At 65.7% G+C, this 13,332-nt stretch carries 11 protein-coding genes; 6 read left to right on the top strand and 5 right to left on the bottom strand.

The genetic code is table 11. The features are described 5' to 3' along the window. The 5 genes from EO136_RS03410 to EO136_RS03390 form a co-directional block, all read right to left on the bottom strand. Positions 1-821, bottom strand: an 821-nt coding sequence (locus EO136_RS03410; RefSeq protein ID WP_164730425.1) for an SMP-30/gluconolactonase/LRE family protein, incomplete at its 3' end; no start/stop codon positions are given. Positions 822-882: 61 nt separating this feature from the next. Then, on the bottom strand, positions 883-3,603 hold the full coding sequence (locus EO136_RS03405; protein WP_127143061.1) for a sensor histidine kinase: 2,721 nt from the start codon (positions 3,601-3,603) through the stop codon (positions 883-885). Beyond that, entirely contained in the window at positions 3,600-3,830 is a 231-nt protein-coding gene (locus EO136_RS03400) for a hypothetical protein (protein WP_127143060.1), read from the bottom strand. Before EO136_RS03400 ends, EO136_RS03405 begins: the two co-directional genes overlap by 4 nt. A gap of 3 nt (positions 3,831-3,833) precedes the next feature. Then, complete coding sequence (locus EO136_RS03395; protein WP_127143059.1) at positions 3,834-4,226, bottom strand: response regulator; 393 nt, start codon at positions 4,224-4,226, stop codon at positions 3,834-3,836. Between the two features lie 96 nt (positions 4,227-4,322). Continuing rightward, positions 4,323-5,885, bottom strand: coding sequence for a helix-turn-helix domain-containing protein (locus tag EO136_RS03390; RefSeq protein ID WP_164730424.1), 1,563 nt, complete (start codon positions 5,883-5,885; stop codon positions 4,323-4,325). Positions 5,886-6,071: 186 nt separating this feature from the next. On the opposite strand from EO136_RS03390, the gene EO136_RS03385 reads away from it, so the two are divergent. The 6 genes from EO136_RS03385 to acs all read left to right on the top strand — a co-directional run bounded on the left by EO136_RS03385 (position 6,072) and on the right by acs (position 13,315). After that, positions 6,072-7,427: a substrate-binding protein gene (locus EO136_RS03385; protein WP_127143057.1), complete on the top strand. Its 1,356-nt coding sequence runs from the start codon at positions 6,072-6,074 to the stop codon at positions 7,425-7,427. 78 nt (positions 7,428-7,505) lie between these two features. Further along, positions 7,506-8,534, top strand: coding sequence for a branched-chain amino acid ABC transporter permease (locus EO136_RS03380; protein WP_127143056.1), 1,029 nt, complete (start codon positions 7,506-7,508; stop codon positions 8,532-8,534). Between the two features lie 3 nt (positions 8,535-8,537). Further along, positions 8,538-9,689 (top strand): branched-chain amino acid ABC transporter permease, encoded by a 1,152-nt coding sequence (locus EO136_RS03375; RefSeq protein WP_127143055.1) that lies wholly within the window; start codon positions 8,538-8,540, stop codon positions 9,687-9,689. Between the two features lie 11 nt (positions 9,690-9,700). Beyond that, positions 9,701-10,468 (top strand): ABC transporter ATP-binding protein, encoded by a 768-nt coding sequence (locus EO136_RS03370; protein ID WP_127143054.1) that lies wholly within the window; start codon positions 9,701-9,703, stop codon positions 10,466-10,468. Beyond that, on the top strand, positions 10,468-11,229 hold the full coding sequence (locus tag EO136_RS03365) for an ABC transporter ATP-binding protein (RefSeq protein WP_206513257.1): 762 nt from the start codon (positions 10,468-10,470) through the stop codon (positions 11,227-11,229). Before EO136_RS03370 ends, EO136_RS03365 begins: the two co-directional genes overlap by 1 nt. 148 nt (positions 11,230-11,377) lie before the next feature. Next, entirely contained in the window at positions 11,378-13,315 is a 1,938-nt protein-coding gene (acs, locus tag EO136_RS03360) for an acetate--CoA ligase (RefSeq protein WP_127143053.1), read from the top strand. The last annotated feature ends 17 nt before the right edge of the window (positions 13,316-13,332 follow it).

Raw genomic sequence — 13,332 nt, 5'->3', positions numbered from 1 at the left:
TGGGTGGTCGTCCAGTAGAGGTGCCCGCAGGCGTCCGTCGCATCGTCCTTGCGCCGCAGCGAGGTGACGAAGAGGTGGCGCATGTCGGGGCCGCCAAAGCACGGCATGGTGGGAGCGAGGGCCGGCATCGGGTAGCGGGCCAGCAGAGTGCCATCCATGGCGTATCGGTTGACGCAACCGGCCGAGACCCCGGCGCTCCAGTAGCAGTCGTCGCGGTCGAACGCGCCGCCATCGGGACGACCATCGGCGGGGCCGGGGGTGGCGATCCGCCTGCGCTGTGACATCTCGCCGGTCGCGGGATCGAAGCGGTAGCGGTCGATCCACTGGCCGCGGGAATCGGAGTGGATCATGGTCTTGCCGTCCGCACTCCAGGCGAGCCCGTTGGAGGTGAAGACCTCGCTCACCCTTTTTGTCACGGTGCCGTCGGGCAGGACGCGATAGAGCGCGCCGGCCGGGCCGCCATCGGGGGCGATGCCGGCGCTGCCGATCCAGAAGGCGCCGTCGGGGCCGACCTTGCCGTCATTGAGGAAATTGTCCACGCCACCGGGCTCGGGATGGACGAGAAACACCAGCTCTTCGGTGTGGGGATCAAAGAGGTGCAATCCGTCGCGCAGCGCGAGCAGGACGCGGTTGTCAGGAGTCAACGCGATCGAACCAAGGCGGCGGCCGAAGGTCCAGTGGGCGAGAGCGCGGGTTTCAAGGTCGAGCCGGTAGAGAATGCCCGGCGGGCCATCCACCCACCAGAGCCGGTTGGCCGGGCCATCCCAGACCGGGGATTCTCCCACTTCGGCGCGGCAGGGGACAAGCAGGTCAAACTTCATTGGAACACCATAGCGTGCGTTGGCCCTCTGCCCAAAGGCAAATGCGTGCACGAACAAGGGGTCAGGCCCGTGCGCCGGGCTCGGCCATGGGAAGGGACACGCGGAAGCAGGCGCCCGCGCGGGCGGTGGCGATCAACTCCAGCGTGCCGTTCATGCGAGCGACGATCTCACGGCTGATCGGCAGGCCGAGGCCGGCGCCGGCATTGCCGGCGGTGGCGATGTGGTCGCCGCGGTAGAATTTCTCGAAGATGCGCTCGCGCTCGGCGGCATCGATGCCGGTGCCATTGTCCTCGACCTCGATGATGTAGGTGCCGTCCTGGCAGCGCGAGCGGACCTCGACCTCGGGTTCGGCAGCGCGGTTGTACTTGATGGCGTTGGATATGAGGTTGATGAGCACCTGGCTCAGGCGATCGGGATCGGCGCGCACGATCGCCCGCTCGGCGCGGGGGCCGAGCCGGATGGTCATGGCGCTCTGTCGGGCGAGGGCGTCGCACACCCTGATGGCCTGATCGAGCGTGTCTTCGGCATCGAGCCGCCGGTTCTCCCAGGCCCGCTCGCCGCGTTCCAGGGCCGAAAGGTCGAGGATTTCGTCGAGCAGGGATGTGAGTCGCAGGCTTTCGCGGTGGATGGTGGTCATGAAGCGGTCGCGCGAGGTGCTGTCGAGCCCGGGCTCGTCGAGCAGGATTTCCGAGAAGGCGCGGATCGCGGTCATCGGCGTGCGGACCTCGTGGCTTACCTGGCTGAGGAACTCGTCCTTTTGCAGATCGACCCGGCGCAACTGGCGGTTGGCCTGTTCGAGCTTTTCGGCGGTGGCGCGCAACTGGGTGGAGGTGCGCTCGAGCTCCTGGGAATATTCGATGGCCTGCTGGGTCTCGTCGGTGATCTGCATGACCTCCTCGAGCGAGATCGAATCCCCCGAGACGACTTTCGAGAGCATCACATGGGCCGAGGCCGCGCCGATAGATCCGGCCAGCTCGCGTTCGAGCTTGCGGATGAAGGCCGGGCTCGGCTCGAGCGCCGACCAGGGTGTGCCGGCGATCCGGGCTTCTTCGGAAAACAGGTCCACCGCCCGGTCGTGCCCGAGGACCCGGCGAGCGACGAGAAAGAGGTCATCGGCGGTCGCCGAGCCGGTCATGGAGGCGGCGTCGGTGCTGGTGCGGCGGAAGACGTTGAGGAACAGCGCGGCCTGGACGTGTTCGAGTGCGGACTGGTTCGAGGCCAGCGAGCCCAGGATCAGCACCGTGGCGTTGAGGAACAGGCTCCAGAACACCGCATGGGTCAGGGGATCGAGGCCATCGAGCCCGAACAGGGCCTGGGGCCGCAGCCATGCGATGCCCCAGGGTCCGTTGGCGAGTACGTCGGCCACAAGGCTCGAGGAGGAGGCGAAGGATGGCATCAGGCTCGACCAGAGCCAGACCACGAACCCCACGGCCACCGCCGCGATGGCCGCGCGTGCGGACGCATCGCGCCAGAAGAGGCTGGCAAGGATGGCGGGGAGGAACTGGGCAACGCCAGTGAACGAGATCAGGCCGATGGGGGCGAGGGCATCGGAGGTGCGGGTGAAGTAGAAATACCCGAACCCCAGAAACAGGATGAGCACGATCGAAAGGCGCCGGGCATTGAGGATCAGACGGCGCACGCCCTTGCCCTCGCCGATGCCATCGCCCGAGGTCAGACGCAGCATGATGGGCACGACGATATGGTTGGACACCATGATCGAGAGGGCGATCGATTCCAGGATGATCATGGAGGTCGCCGAGGAAAATCCGCCGATAAAGGCAAAGAGCGCCAGCCAGTCCTGACCCTGGGCGAGGGGGAGGGTCAGAACGAACATGTCGGGGTTGGACCCCACGGGCATGAAGGTGAGCCCGAAGAGCGCGATGGGCAGGGTGAAGACGCTCATGGCCAGCATATAGGCGGGGAAGGCCCAGCTCGCGGTGCGCAGATGGTTCTCGTTGGAATTCTCGACGACCGTGACCTGAAACTGACGCGGCAGGCAGATGACGGCCGCCGCCGAGAGCACAAGCATGGCGATCCAGCGGTCCCCGAAGGTGTTGCTGGCGTGCACATCGATGCCCACGCGGGCGGCATCGGCGAAGATGGTGTCCATGCCCCCGCCGATATAGACCACGAATATCCCCACCGCGATCAGCGCGGTGAGCTTGATGACCGCCTCGAACGCGATGGCGGCCACCACGCCGTGGTGCTGCTCCTTGGCATCGACGTTTCGGGTGCCAAAGAGGATGGTGAAGAGGGCCATGCCCGCCGCGACCCCGAAGGCAAGCCCGACCTCGTCCCAGCCCTCGAGACTGCCGCGGCCGAATTCCGAAGAGCCCGCGATGGCTTCGATAGAAGAGGTGATCGCCTTGAGCTGCAGGGCGATATAGGGCGCGATGGCGATGACGGCGAGCACGGTGATGAGCACGGCGAGCCGGCTCGACTTGCCGAACCGGGACGACAGCAGATCGGCGATCGAGGTGATGCGCTGATCGTGGCTGATGCGCACCAGACGGCGCAGGATGAACCACCAGCCCACGAAAACCAGCGTCGGCCCGAGATAGATGGTGAGGAATTCCAGCCCGCTGCGCGCGGCCGTGCCAACGGCGCCGTAAAATGTCCAGCTTGTGCAATAGACGGAGATCGAGAGCGTGTAGACGAAGGGAGAACGCAGGAAGCTGGCTGCCCCGCGCCGGGTCTGGCGGTCGCCCAGATAGGCGATGACGAACAGCAGGCCGACATAGGCCACCGCCGTGGCGATCACGAGGTCGGCCGTCAGCGTCATGGCGCTTTGGTTACCCCCGAAGCCGGCTCGTCACGGGGCAGCGCCCGGCTGAACCAGGCGGCGCCAACAACGAGAAACACCCACAGGCCGAAAAGGAACACCGTGGCAGCGGGGATGCCGAACACAAAGCCTTCGAACCGGAACAGCATGATCAGCGGCGGCACGCTGGCCATCATCCCGAAGAGGGAGAAAAACAGCGCGCTCCCGATCACCTTGCGCCGATGCACGGGTCAAGCCCCGGCGCGCTTGTCGGCGGGATCGCCCAGGAGGCTGCGCACCGCCTCGACGACCTCGACATTGGAATAGGGCTTGGTCACGAAGATGTCGGCGCCCAGCTCCTCGGCCACCCTCCGGTCCTGCTGCTGGCCCTTGGCCGTGAGCACCAGCACCGGCAGTTTCGCGGTGCTGGCATCGGCTCTGATCTGCTTGAGCACTTCGAATCCGCTGCGCTTGGGCAGCATCACATCGAGCACCAGCATGCGCGGCCGCAGGCGGCGGACGGTGTCGACCACCACCTCTCCATCCATGACCGAACCTATCGTCCATCCTGCTTTTTTCAGAACGAAATCAAGTGCTTCAAGAATGCTCGGCTCGTCTTCCGCGATGAGAACATCGAGTGCCAAAACTCCCCCTCCCGTCCCCCTTGCCTCCATGGGGACGGCGCTCAGATAAGCTCAATTGCATCGGTTCGCCAAGCCCCCTCACACGATGGGGCCTGCTCACTGTCCCGTGCCGTCTGGCGAAAAGGGCGCCTCCTGACGGCTCGAGCAGTCCTCGCGCGTGCACAGCCGGCAGGTTGGCCCGACGGGAATATCGGCGCGTGGCGAACCCAGGTCGAGCCCGTCGGAGTAAACGGTCCGGTCCGCGTGCAGCATGTCCATGACCAGGAGGATCGAATGGGGCAGGACCTGATCGGCAAAGCCCGATGTGCGACGGGTGACCGCCTTGGCGACGAACAGGAAGCGGGAACCGTCGGGGAAGCGGACCGGCTGACGCACGATCTGGCCGGGGGTCCGAAAGGCGCTGTAGATGGCCCAGAGCGGGCAGGCGTGTCCGGTCTGGGGCAAAAGCAGGCCGGGCAAGGGGAAGTGCTTGGTGAGCCGGCCCGAGGGATCGGCGCGCAGGAAGCCGAAGGGTACGCCCTCGTCATTCTCCCGGCGCAGGGTGACGAGTCGGTGGGCGATCTGCTCGAAGCTGGCGGTGTAGAGTTCGCTCAGGGCATCGACGTCATAGCGCAGCTTTTCCGCGTCGGCGCGGAAGCGGTCGTAGGGAAACAGGATCGCGCCGGCGATGTAGGAGGCGAGGTAGCGGGCCGCGTCCCGGCGCGCGCCGGGGGTCGTGAGGGGCGATGCGGCAACGAGGGCCTGGATGCGGTCGGCACTGGTGAGGCTGGCGAGCAGGCGGGCGAGTTGGAACTGTCGCGTGGAGCGGAGCACCGAATTGCGGAACCACAGGGTGCGCGTGCTGGCATCATAGCCGAACTCGTTGCCGCCCGAGGCCGGCGCGGCGCGGGCGACGGTAACCTTGTGAGCGCGCGAAAGCTCCGCCTCGATGCCCGCTTCGGTGAGTTCACCGGCGCCGCGCAGGGTCTCCCCGAGCCTTGCGCCGATCTCCTCGAGCGGAGCGAAATGATTGCGGGCGGCAAAGATCATGTCATCGAGTTCGCGCCGGGCCGAAATCGAGCGCCCGGCGGTGCTGGCCTGATCGAACTGGCCGATCAGGTTGTGCGCCACGCTGGCCACGGTCCGGCTTTCCCTGCCGATCGACGAGAGAAAGCGCGTGCGGGCGTCGGTGTCGCTCTCGTCGATGTCCTCGAGAATCTCTGCGCTCGATCGCACGGCGGTGATAGCCGACAGGATCTGGTGGAGGAGCGCACTGAGCAGCGGATCGGCGCGGAGCCGGTCGGCATAGATGTCCGCGCTCTGGGCGGCGGCGCCATAGGCGCGATGAAGGCGCGCGACGATCTGGGCGATGTGGGGCTGGGTCGCGACCAGCGCCCGAGCTTCGTCCATGCCCAGCCGGCGATCGGCCAGCAGCGGATCGGCGAAGGCCTCGACGAGCTCGTGGATCAGTCTGTGCTCGGCCTCCCCGGTCAACTCGCCAATGTCGATGTCCAGACCCGCGGCGATTCTCTGGAGCAGCGTGCCGCCGACCTGCCGCTTGTCGGCCTCGATCAGGTTCAGATAGCTCGGGGAGATGTCGACGCTGCGCGCCAGACCGGCCTGGGACAGGCCGAGCGCCTTGCGGCGGGAGCTGATCCTGATGCCGATGGGGGCGCGCATGGGGCTTGGGAATCCTCGGGTTTGTCGATGAATTGACAGGATTGTGGCGAAAATAGTGCAAAGATTTACAGAATAATTCATATATTACAAGGGCGTATTGCGGAATCGTGACCGGGGCGGAATACTTCCCTCCAGCAGGCAGGCGTGAGGAGGAGACCGCGTCGCTGCATTTCAGGAGGAGATTCCATGAGCGATTTCAAGCGCAGGTACGGTCGTCGCCGCGTCATTCAGGGCGGGCTTGCCGGTATTCTTGCCACGGGCGTTTCGCCCCTCATTCTGTCCCGGGGTGCCTGGGCACAGGAATTCTGCAACGCGCCGACGGGCGACACCGTCACGCTCGGCTTCAACGTGCCCCAGACGGGCGCTTACGCCGATGAAGGGGCCGACGAGCTCCGGGCCTATGAACTGGCGGTCGAGCATCTGAACGGGGAAGGCGATGGCGGGCTGATCCCGCACTTTTCGTCGGACACACTGACCGGCAACGGCATTCTGGGCAAGCGGGTCGAGTATGTGACCGGCGATACCCAGACCCAGTCCGATCCGGCTCGCGAATCCGCGCGCCGCATGATCGAGCGCGATGGGGCGGTGATGATCACGGGCGGCTCGTCCTCGGGCGTGGCCGTCGCAGTCCAGAGCCTGTGCCAGGACATGGGGATCATCTTCATGTCGGCGCTGACCCACTCCAACGACACCACCGGCAAGGACAAGCGCCGCTACGGGTTCCGCCACTTCTTCAACGCCTACCAGTCGGGCGTCGGGCTCGGCCCGCAGCTCGGCCAGGCCTATGGCAACCAGCGCCGCGCCTATCACCTGACTGCCGATTACACCTGGGGCTGGACCCAGGAGGAGTCGATGATCGCGGCGACCGAGGCCCTGGGCTGGGAGACGGTCGAGGCCGTGCGCACGCCCGTGGGGGCCGGCGATTTCAGCCAGTACATCACGCCCGTGCTCAATTCGGGCGCCGACGTGCTGATCCTCAACCACTACGGGTTCGACGGGGTCAATTCGCTGACCCAGGCGGTCCAGTTCGGGCTCAAGGACCGGCAGGCCAACGGGCAGGACTTCCAGCTCGTCCTGCCGCTGGTGTCGGACCTGATGGCGGCCGGTGCCGGCGAGGCCATGCAGGGCGTGTACGGGACATCCAACTGGTACTGGAGCCAGCCCGACGAAGCCTCCCAGGCGTTCACCGCCTCGTTCGGGGCCCGCTGGGGATCACCCCCGAGCCAGGCGGCCCATACCTCCTATGTGCAGACGCTGCTCTATGCCGATGCGGTGGAGCGGGCCGGAACCTTCTATCCGCCCGAAGTCATCCGCGCGCTCGAGGATTTCGAGTTCGACGGCATGGGCAACGGTCCCACGCTCTACCGCGGTTCGGACCACCAGTGCTTCAAGGATGTTCTGGTCGTACAGGGCAAGGAAACGCCGTCCAACCAGTACGACCTGCTCGAAGTGGTGTCGACGGCCTCGCGCGAGAGCGTGACCTACGACCCCGAGATCTTCGGTGGCGAGCTTGGACCTTACGAACCCAACATGTGCGCCTAGCCAGTCCGGCAAAGCAACCAACCTGTTTGTCCGGCCGCCGCGGTGGCCGGACAAACAGGACCATCTGGAGCCATTTCGATGGATGCGATACTCGCACAATTGCTCAACGGGCTGGACAAGGGCGCCGCATACGCCCTGATCGCCCTTGGGCTCACACTCGTTTTCGGCACGCTGGGCGTGGTCAATTTCGCCCATGGGGCGCTGTTCATGCTCGGCGCGTTCTGCGCGGTGGCCTTCCGCCAGTTCATCACCACGGAGACGGTCACGATCGACGAGACCCAGCTTTCGCCCTGGGGCACGCCGCTCGAAGTCCGCACGCCGATGGCCGAGCAGTGGTTCGGGGACTGGGCGCCCTTTTTGATCGACTATTCGGTGCCGATCTCCATCGTGCTGGCCATACCCTTCATGCTGCTGGTCGGCATCGCGATGGAACGCGGGCTGATCAAGCATTTCTACAAGCGCTCCCATGCCGAGCAGATCCTCGTGACTTTCGGGCTCGCCATCGTGCTCCAGGAGCTGGTCAAGACCTTCTTTGGCCCCAATCCCTGGCCCCAACCGATCCCGTCCGATTTCCGAGGCGCCGCCGATGTGGGCGCGTGGTTCGGCATGCAGGCGGGGGCCGTGACCTATCCGCTCTGGCGGCTGGTCTACCTTCTGTTCGCCGGGGTCATCCTGGGTGCGGTGTTCGCCTTCCTGCGGTTCACGACATTCGGGATGGTGGTGCGGGCCGGCATGGCCGACCGTGAGACTGTCGGCCTGCTCGGCATCAATATCGACAGGCGGTTCACGATCATGTTCGGCATCGCAGCCGTGGTCGCCGGGCTCGCGGGGGTTATGTACACGCCGCTGCTGCCGCCCAACTACAATCTGGGCATGGACTTCCTCGTCCTGTCCTTCGTGGTGGTCGTGGTGGGGGGCATGGGCTCGCTGCCCGGTGCGGTCGCGGCGGGCTTCCTTCTGGGGATCCTGCAGTCCTTCGCCTCGATGACCCAGATCAAAGCCCTGATCCCGGGCATCGACCAGATCATCATCTATTTTGTTGCCGTCGTCATCCTGCTGGTTCGCCCTCGCGGCCTGCTCGGCCGGCGCGGCGTCATGGAGGGCTGACCGATGGATATCTTCCGCCTCCCCCGCAAGGACGTCATTACCCTCGCCCTGTTCTCGATCGTCGTGCTCACCATGCCGATCTGGCTCGCGCCGCTGGGCGCCGCCTATCCTGGCCTGATGCAGCAATTCGCGATCTTTGCGATCTTCGCTGTGGGCTTCAATATCCTGTTCGGGCTCACCGGCTATCTCAGCTTCGGGCACGCCGCGTTTCTGGGCGTGGGCTCCTATACTGCGGTCTGGTCGTTCAAGCTCCTGACCATGGATGCGATCCCGGCGTTGATCTTTGCCATCATCATGTCGGGGGTGTTTGCGCTGGCGATCGGGTTCGTGAGCCTGCGGCGCTCGGGCATCTATTTCTCGATCCTGACGCTGGCCTTCGCGCAGATGTCCTACAATCTCGCCTATTCGGTGCTCACGCCGATCACCAATGGTGAAACCGCGCTCCAGTTGACCAGTCAGGACCCGCGCATCATCGACATGATGTTCCGCGACCGGCTCGCGGGGCTGCCTTCCCCGAGCCTTCTGGGCACTTCGCTTGGCGGCTATGGCGGATTTTACCTCTGCGCGGCCATTCTGCTGGTCGTGTTCTTTATCGCCCAGAAGATCTTCACGTCCCCGTTCGGCATGCAGCTCCGGGCCATCAAGTCCAACCAGACGCGCATGAGCTATACCGGGTTCAACACCCGTCCCTATACGCTGGCCGCGTTCGTGATCTCGGGCATGTATGCAGGGCTTGCGGGCGGGCTGCTGGCGGTGACCGATCCCCTGGCCGGTGCCGAGCGCATGCAGTGGACCGCCTCGGGCGAGGTGGTGCTGATGACCATCCTTGGAGGGGTCGGCACGCTGCTGGGTCCGGTGATCGGCGCCTGGCTGATCAAGTACATGGAAAACATCTTTTCCGCGTTCAACGCACGCATTCTCGCGGACCTCTTTTCCTGGCTGCCCGATGGCGTGCAGGACGGGGTGGTTCTGGTCTCGTCCAAATTCGTGGGCGAAGGCTGGAAGCTGACCGAGGGGCTCGTCTTCGTCCTTGTCGTCGTATTCCTGCCCGGCGGGATTATGGAAGGCACGCGGCGCATCAAAAGCCTGTTCGGCGCCAGGCGGGCCAACCGGTCTGCCAGCAAGGAACAGCTCAGCACAACGGCAGCCGAGTAGGGAGAGAGACCATGAAGACACCCGAAAACGTGGTGCTGCACGTTGCCGACGTGCACAAGAATTTCGGCGGCCTGCATGCGCTTGCGGACATCGACCTTCAGGTCGAGGAAGGCAAGACCCATGCGATCATCGGGCCCAACGGGGCCGGCAAGTCGACGCTGCTCAATGTGGTGATCGGCCGGCTGGCGCCCACCAGCGGGGCGGTGGTGTTCGACGGCCAGGTGCTGACGGGCAAGAAGCCTCACGAGATCAACCAGCTCGGCGTGAGCCGGGTGTTCCAGACCCCGGAGATCTTTACCGACCTTTCGGTGCTCCAGAACGTCATGACCCCGGCTTTCGCCAAGCGGGACGGGGCCTTCAAGGTGAACATCTTCCGACCGCTCGACGACGAGAAGGCGGTGCGCGAGGAGGCCGAGGCCACTCTGGAGGATGTGGGGCTGATCGATCGCCGCGCGGTGGGGGCGGGTTCGCTCTCGCGCGGGGACAAGCGGCGGCTGGAGCTGGCCATGTGCCTGATTCAGAAGCCGCGCCTCTTGCTGCTCGATGAACCGACCGCCGGCATGAGCCGCCACGACACCAACACGACGATCGAACTGCTCAAGAAGATCAAGAGCCGGGGCATGACCAAGGTCATCATCGAACACGACATGCATGTGGTGTTCTCGCTCGCCGACAAAATCTCGGTCCTGGCCGGGGGCCGGATCATCGCCGAGGGCCTGCCCGCCGATGTGCGCGGCAACCCGCGCGTACAGGAAGCCTATCTGGGAGGAGCGCACTGATGAATGCCCTGTCCACACAGATGCGGCCCGAAACCGCGCCTCCCGAACCCCAGAAGGCGCCCTTCCTCTCGGTCAGGGACATCCACGCCTATTACGGGGAGAGCTATATCGTTCAGGGTGTGAGCCTCGAGATCGCCCACGGGGAAATCCTGGCGCTGCTGGGGCGGAACGGGGCGGGCAAGACCTCGACGTTGCGCGCGATCGCCCGGCTGGACAACCCCGCGCTCAAGACCGGGGAAATCATTCTCGACGGCGCCGAATTGCACAAGATGAAGGCCCATGAGGCCGCGCGGGCGGGGGTCCAGCTCGTGCCCGAGGACCGCAGGATCATTCAGGGCCTGTCGGTGGAAGAAAACCTCGCGCTTGCGCAAGTGGCGCCCGGGACCGGCTGGGATCTCGAGCGCATCTATGGACATTTCCCCCGACTCGCCGAGCGGCGCAAGCAGGAGGGCACCACGCTTTCGGGCGGCGAGCAGCAGATGCTGGCGATCGCCCGGGCGCTGGCGCGCGACCTCAAGCTGTTGTTGCTCGACGAGCCCTATGAGGGGCTCGCGCCGGTGATCGTCCAGGAGATCGAGGGCATTCTGCACGAAATCAAGGGACTGGGAATCACCACGATCATCGTCGAACAGAACGCCATCGCGGCGCTCAAGCTCGCCGACCGCGCGGTCATTCTCGACACCGGCGAAGTCGCGTTCGCCGGCTCGGCCCGCGATGTGCTCGACAATGAAGAGCTGAGGCAGGAATACCTCGCGATCTAGCGGCTTGCCGGCCGGGCGTGCACGACGCGCCGGGATTTCGACAACACGCTCTGGCGGCGGTATGGCGGTGCGGCTGCGTGGGGGAGCGATCAACGACAAAGGCTCCGGACGCGGTCGATGCGTCCGGAGCAATCGGGAGGATTTGCTCATGAACACTCAGGCCCCCATCAGCCGGCACACGCGGCTGAGCCCGGAAACGTTCGCCGCCCGGTACGCGGCGTCGATCGCCGACCCGGAAGCCTTCTGGGCCCAGGAGGGCCGGCGGCTGGACTGGATGGTGCCTTACAGCCGGGTCAAGGACGCGCGGTTCGACTATCCGGACGTCTCGATCAAATGGTTCGAGGATGGGGTGCTCAATGTCTCGGCCAATTGCATCGACCGGCATCTGGCAACCCATGGAGACAAGACGGCGCTGATCTGGGAGCCGGACGATCCCTCCCATGGCGCGCGGCAGTTCACCTTCAACCAGCTGCACGACGAGGTGTGCCGTTTTGCCAATGTTCTCAAGGGGCTGGGGGTCAGGCGCGGGGACCGCGTGACGATCTATCTGCCGATGATCCCGGAGGCCGCATTCGCCATGCTGGCCTGCGCGCGGATCGGGGCAGTCCATTCCGTGGTGTTCGGCGGGTTCTCCCCGGATGCGCTGGCGGGCCGGATCACCGATTGCGGCAGCAGGGTGGTCGTGACCGCCGACGAGGGCAGGCGAGGCGGCCGCACGGTGCCGCTCAAGGCCAATGTGGACAAGGCGGTGGCGCGCTGCCCCGTGGTCGAGACGGTCTTGGTCGTCGAGAACACCGGCGGCGCGGTGGCAATGACCGAGGGGCGGGACGTTTCCTGGCGCGATGTCTCGGCCTATGCGGACACACGGTGCGAGCCCGAACCCATGGGGGCCGAGGATCCGTTGTTCATTCTCTATACCTCCGGCTCGACCGGAGCGCCCAAGGGCGTGCTGCACACCACCGGGGGCTATCTGGTCTGGGCGGGGCTGACCCACGAGATGATTTTCGATCCGCGCCCCGACGAGGTCTACTGGTGCACGGCCGATGTGGGCTGGGTGACCGGGCACACCTATATCGTCTATGGACCGCTCGCCAACGGGGTCACCACCGTGATGTTCGAGGGGGTGCCCAACTGGCCCGATGCCTCCCGGTTCTGGCAGGTCATCGAGCGGCACAGGGTCAATATCTTCTACACCGCCCCGACGGCAATCCGGGCCCTGATGGGCGCGGGCACGGAGCCGCTGGAGGGGGCCGTTCTCTCCTCGCTGCGCCTGTGCGGCAGCGTGGGCGAGCCCATCAACCCCGAAGCCTGGCACTGGTATCACCGCCATGTCGGGGGCGGGCGCTGCGATATCGTGGACACCTGGTGGCAGACCGAAACCGGCGGCGTGATGATCACCCCGCTGCCCGGGGTGACCGGCGCCAAGCCGGGGTCGGCGACCCATCCGTTCTTCGGGGTGGAGCCTGTGGTGCTCACCGCCGAGGGCGAGGTGGTGGAAGACACCGAAGCGAGCGGGGTGCTGGCGATCGCCCAGAGCTGGCCGGGGCAGGCACGCACCCTTTGGGGCGACCACGAACGGTTCGTGGAAACCTATTTCTCGACCTACAAGGGCTATTACTTCACCGGTGACGGGGTGCGCCGGGACGCAGACGGGGACTACTGGATCACGGGCCGGGTGGACGACGTGCTCAACGTGTCGGGCCATCGGCTGGGGACGGCGGAAATCGAGAGTGCGCTGGTGTCCCATCGGGCGGTGTCCGAGGCGGCGGTGGTGGGCTATCCCCATCCCGTCAAGGGGCAGGGAATTTACTGCTATGTGACGCTGATGGCGGGCACCGCGCCGGCCGAGACGCTGACCCGAGAGCTGCGCGACTGGGTGCGCGGCGAGATCGGGCCGATCGCCTCGCCCGATCTCATCCAGTTCGCGCCCGGGCTGCCCAAGACGCGTTCGGGCAAGATCATGCGTCGCATCCTGCGCAAGATCGCCGAGAACGAATGCGGGGCGCTGGGCGACACCTCGACGCTCGCGGACCCCGACGTGGTGGACGCGCTGATTGCCGAGCGGCTCAACGCCGGCGGGAACTGAGCCTTTCGGCGTGGCGG

This window comes from Pelagibacterium montanilacus (assembly GCF_003992665.1).
In the GTDB taxonomy this organism is placed as follows: domain Bacteria; phylum Pseudomonadota; class Alphaproteobacteria; order Rhizobiales; family Devosiaceae; genus Pelagibacterium; species Pelagibacterium montanilacus.
Note: the sequence above shows the minus strand (reverse complement) of the source record. Positions and strands in the feature narration are given on the sequence as shown.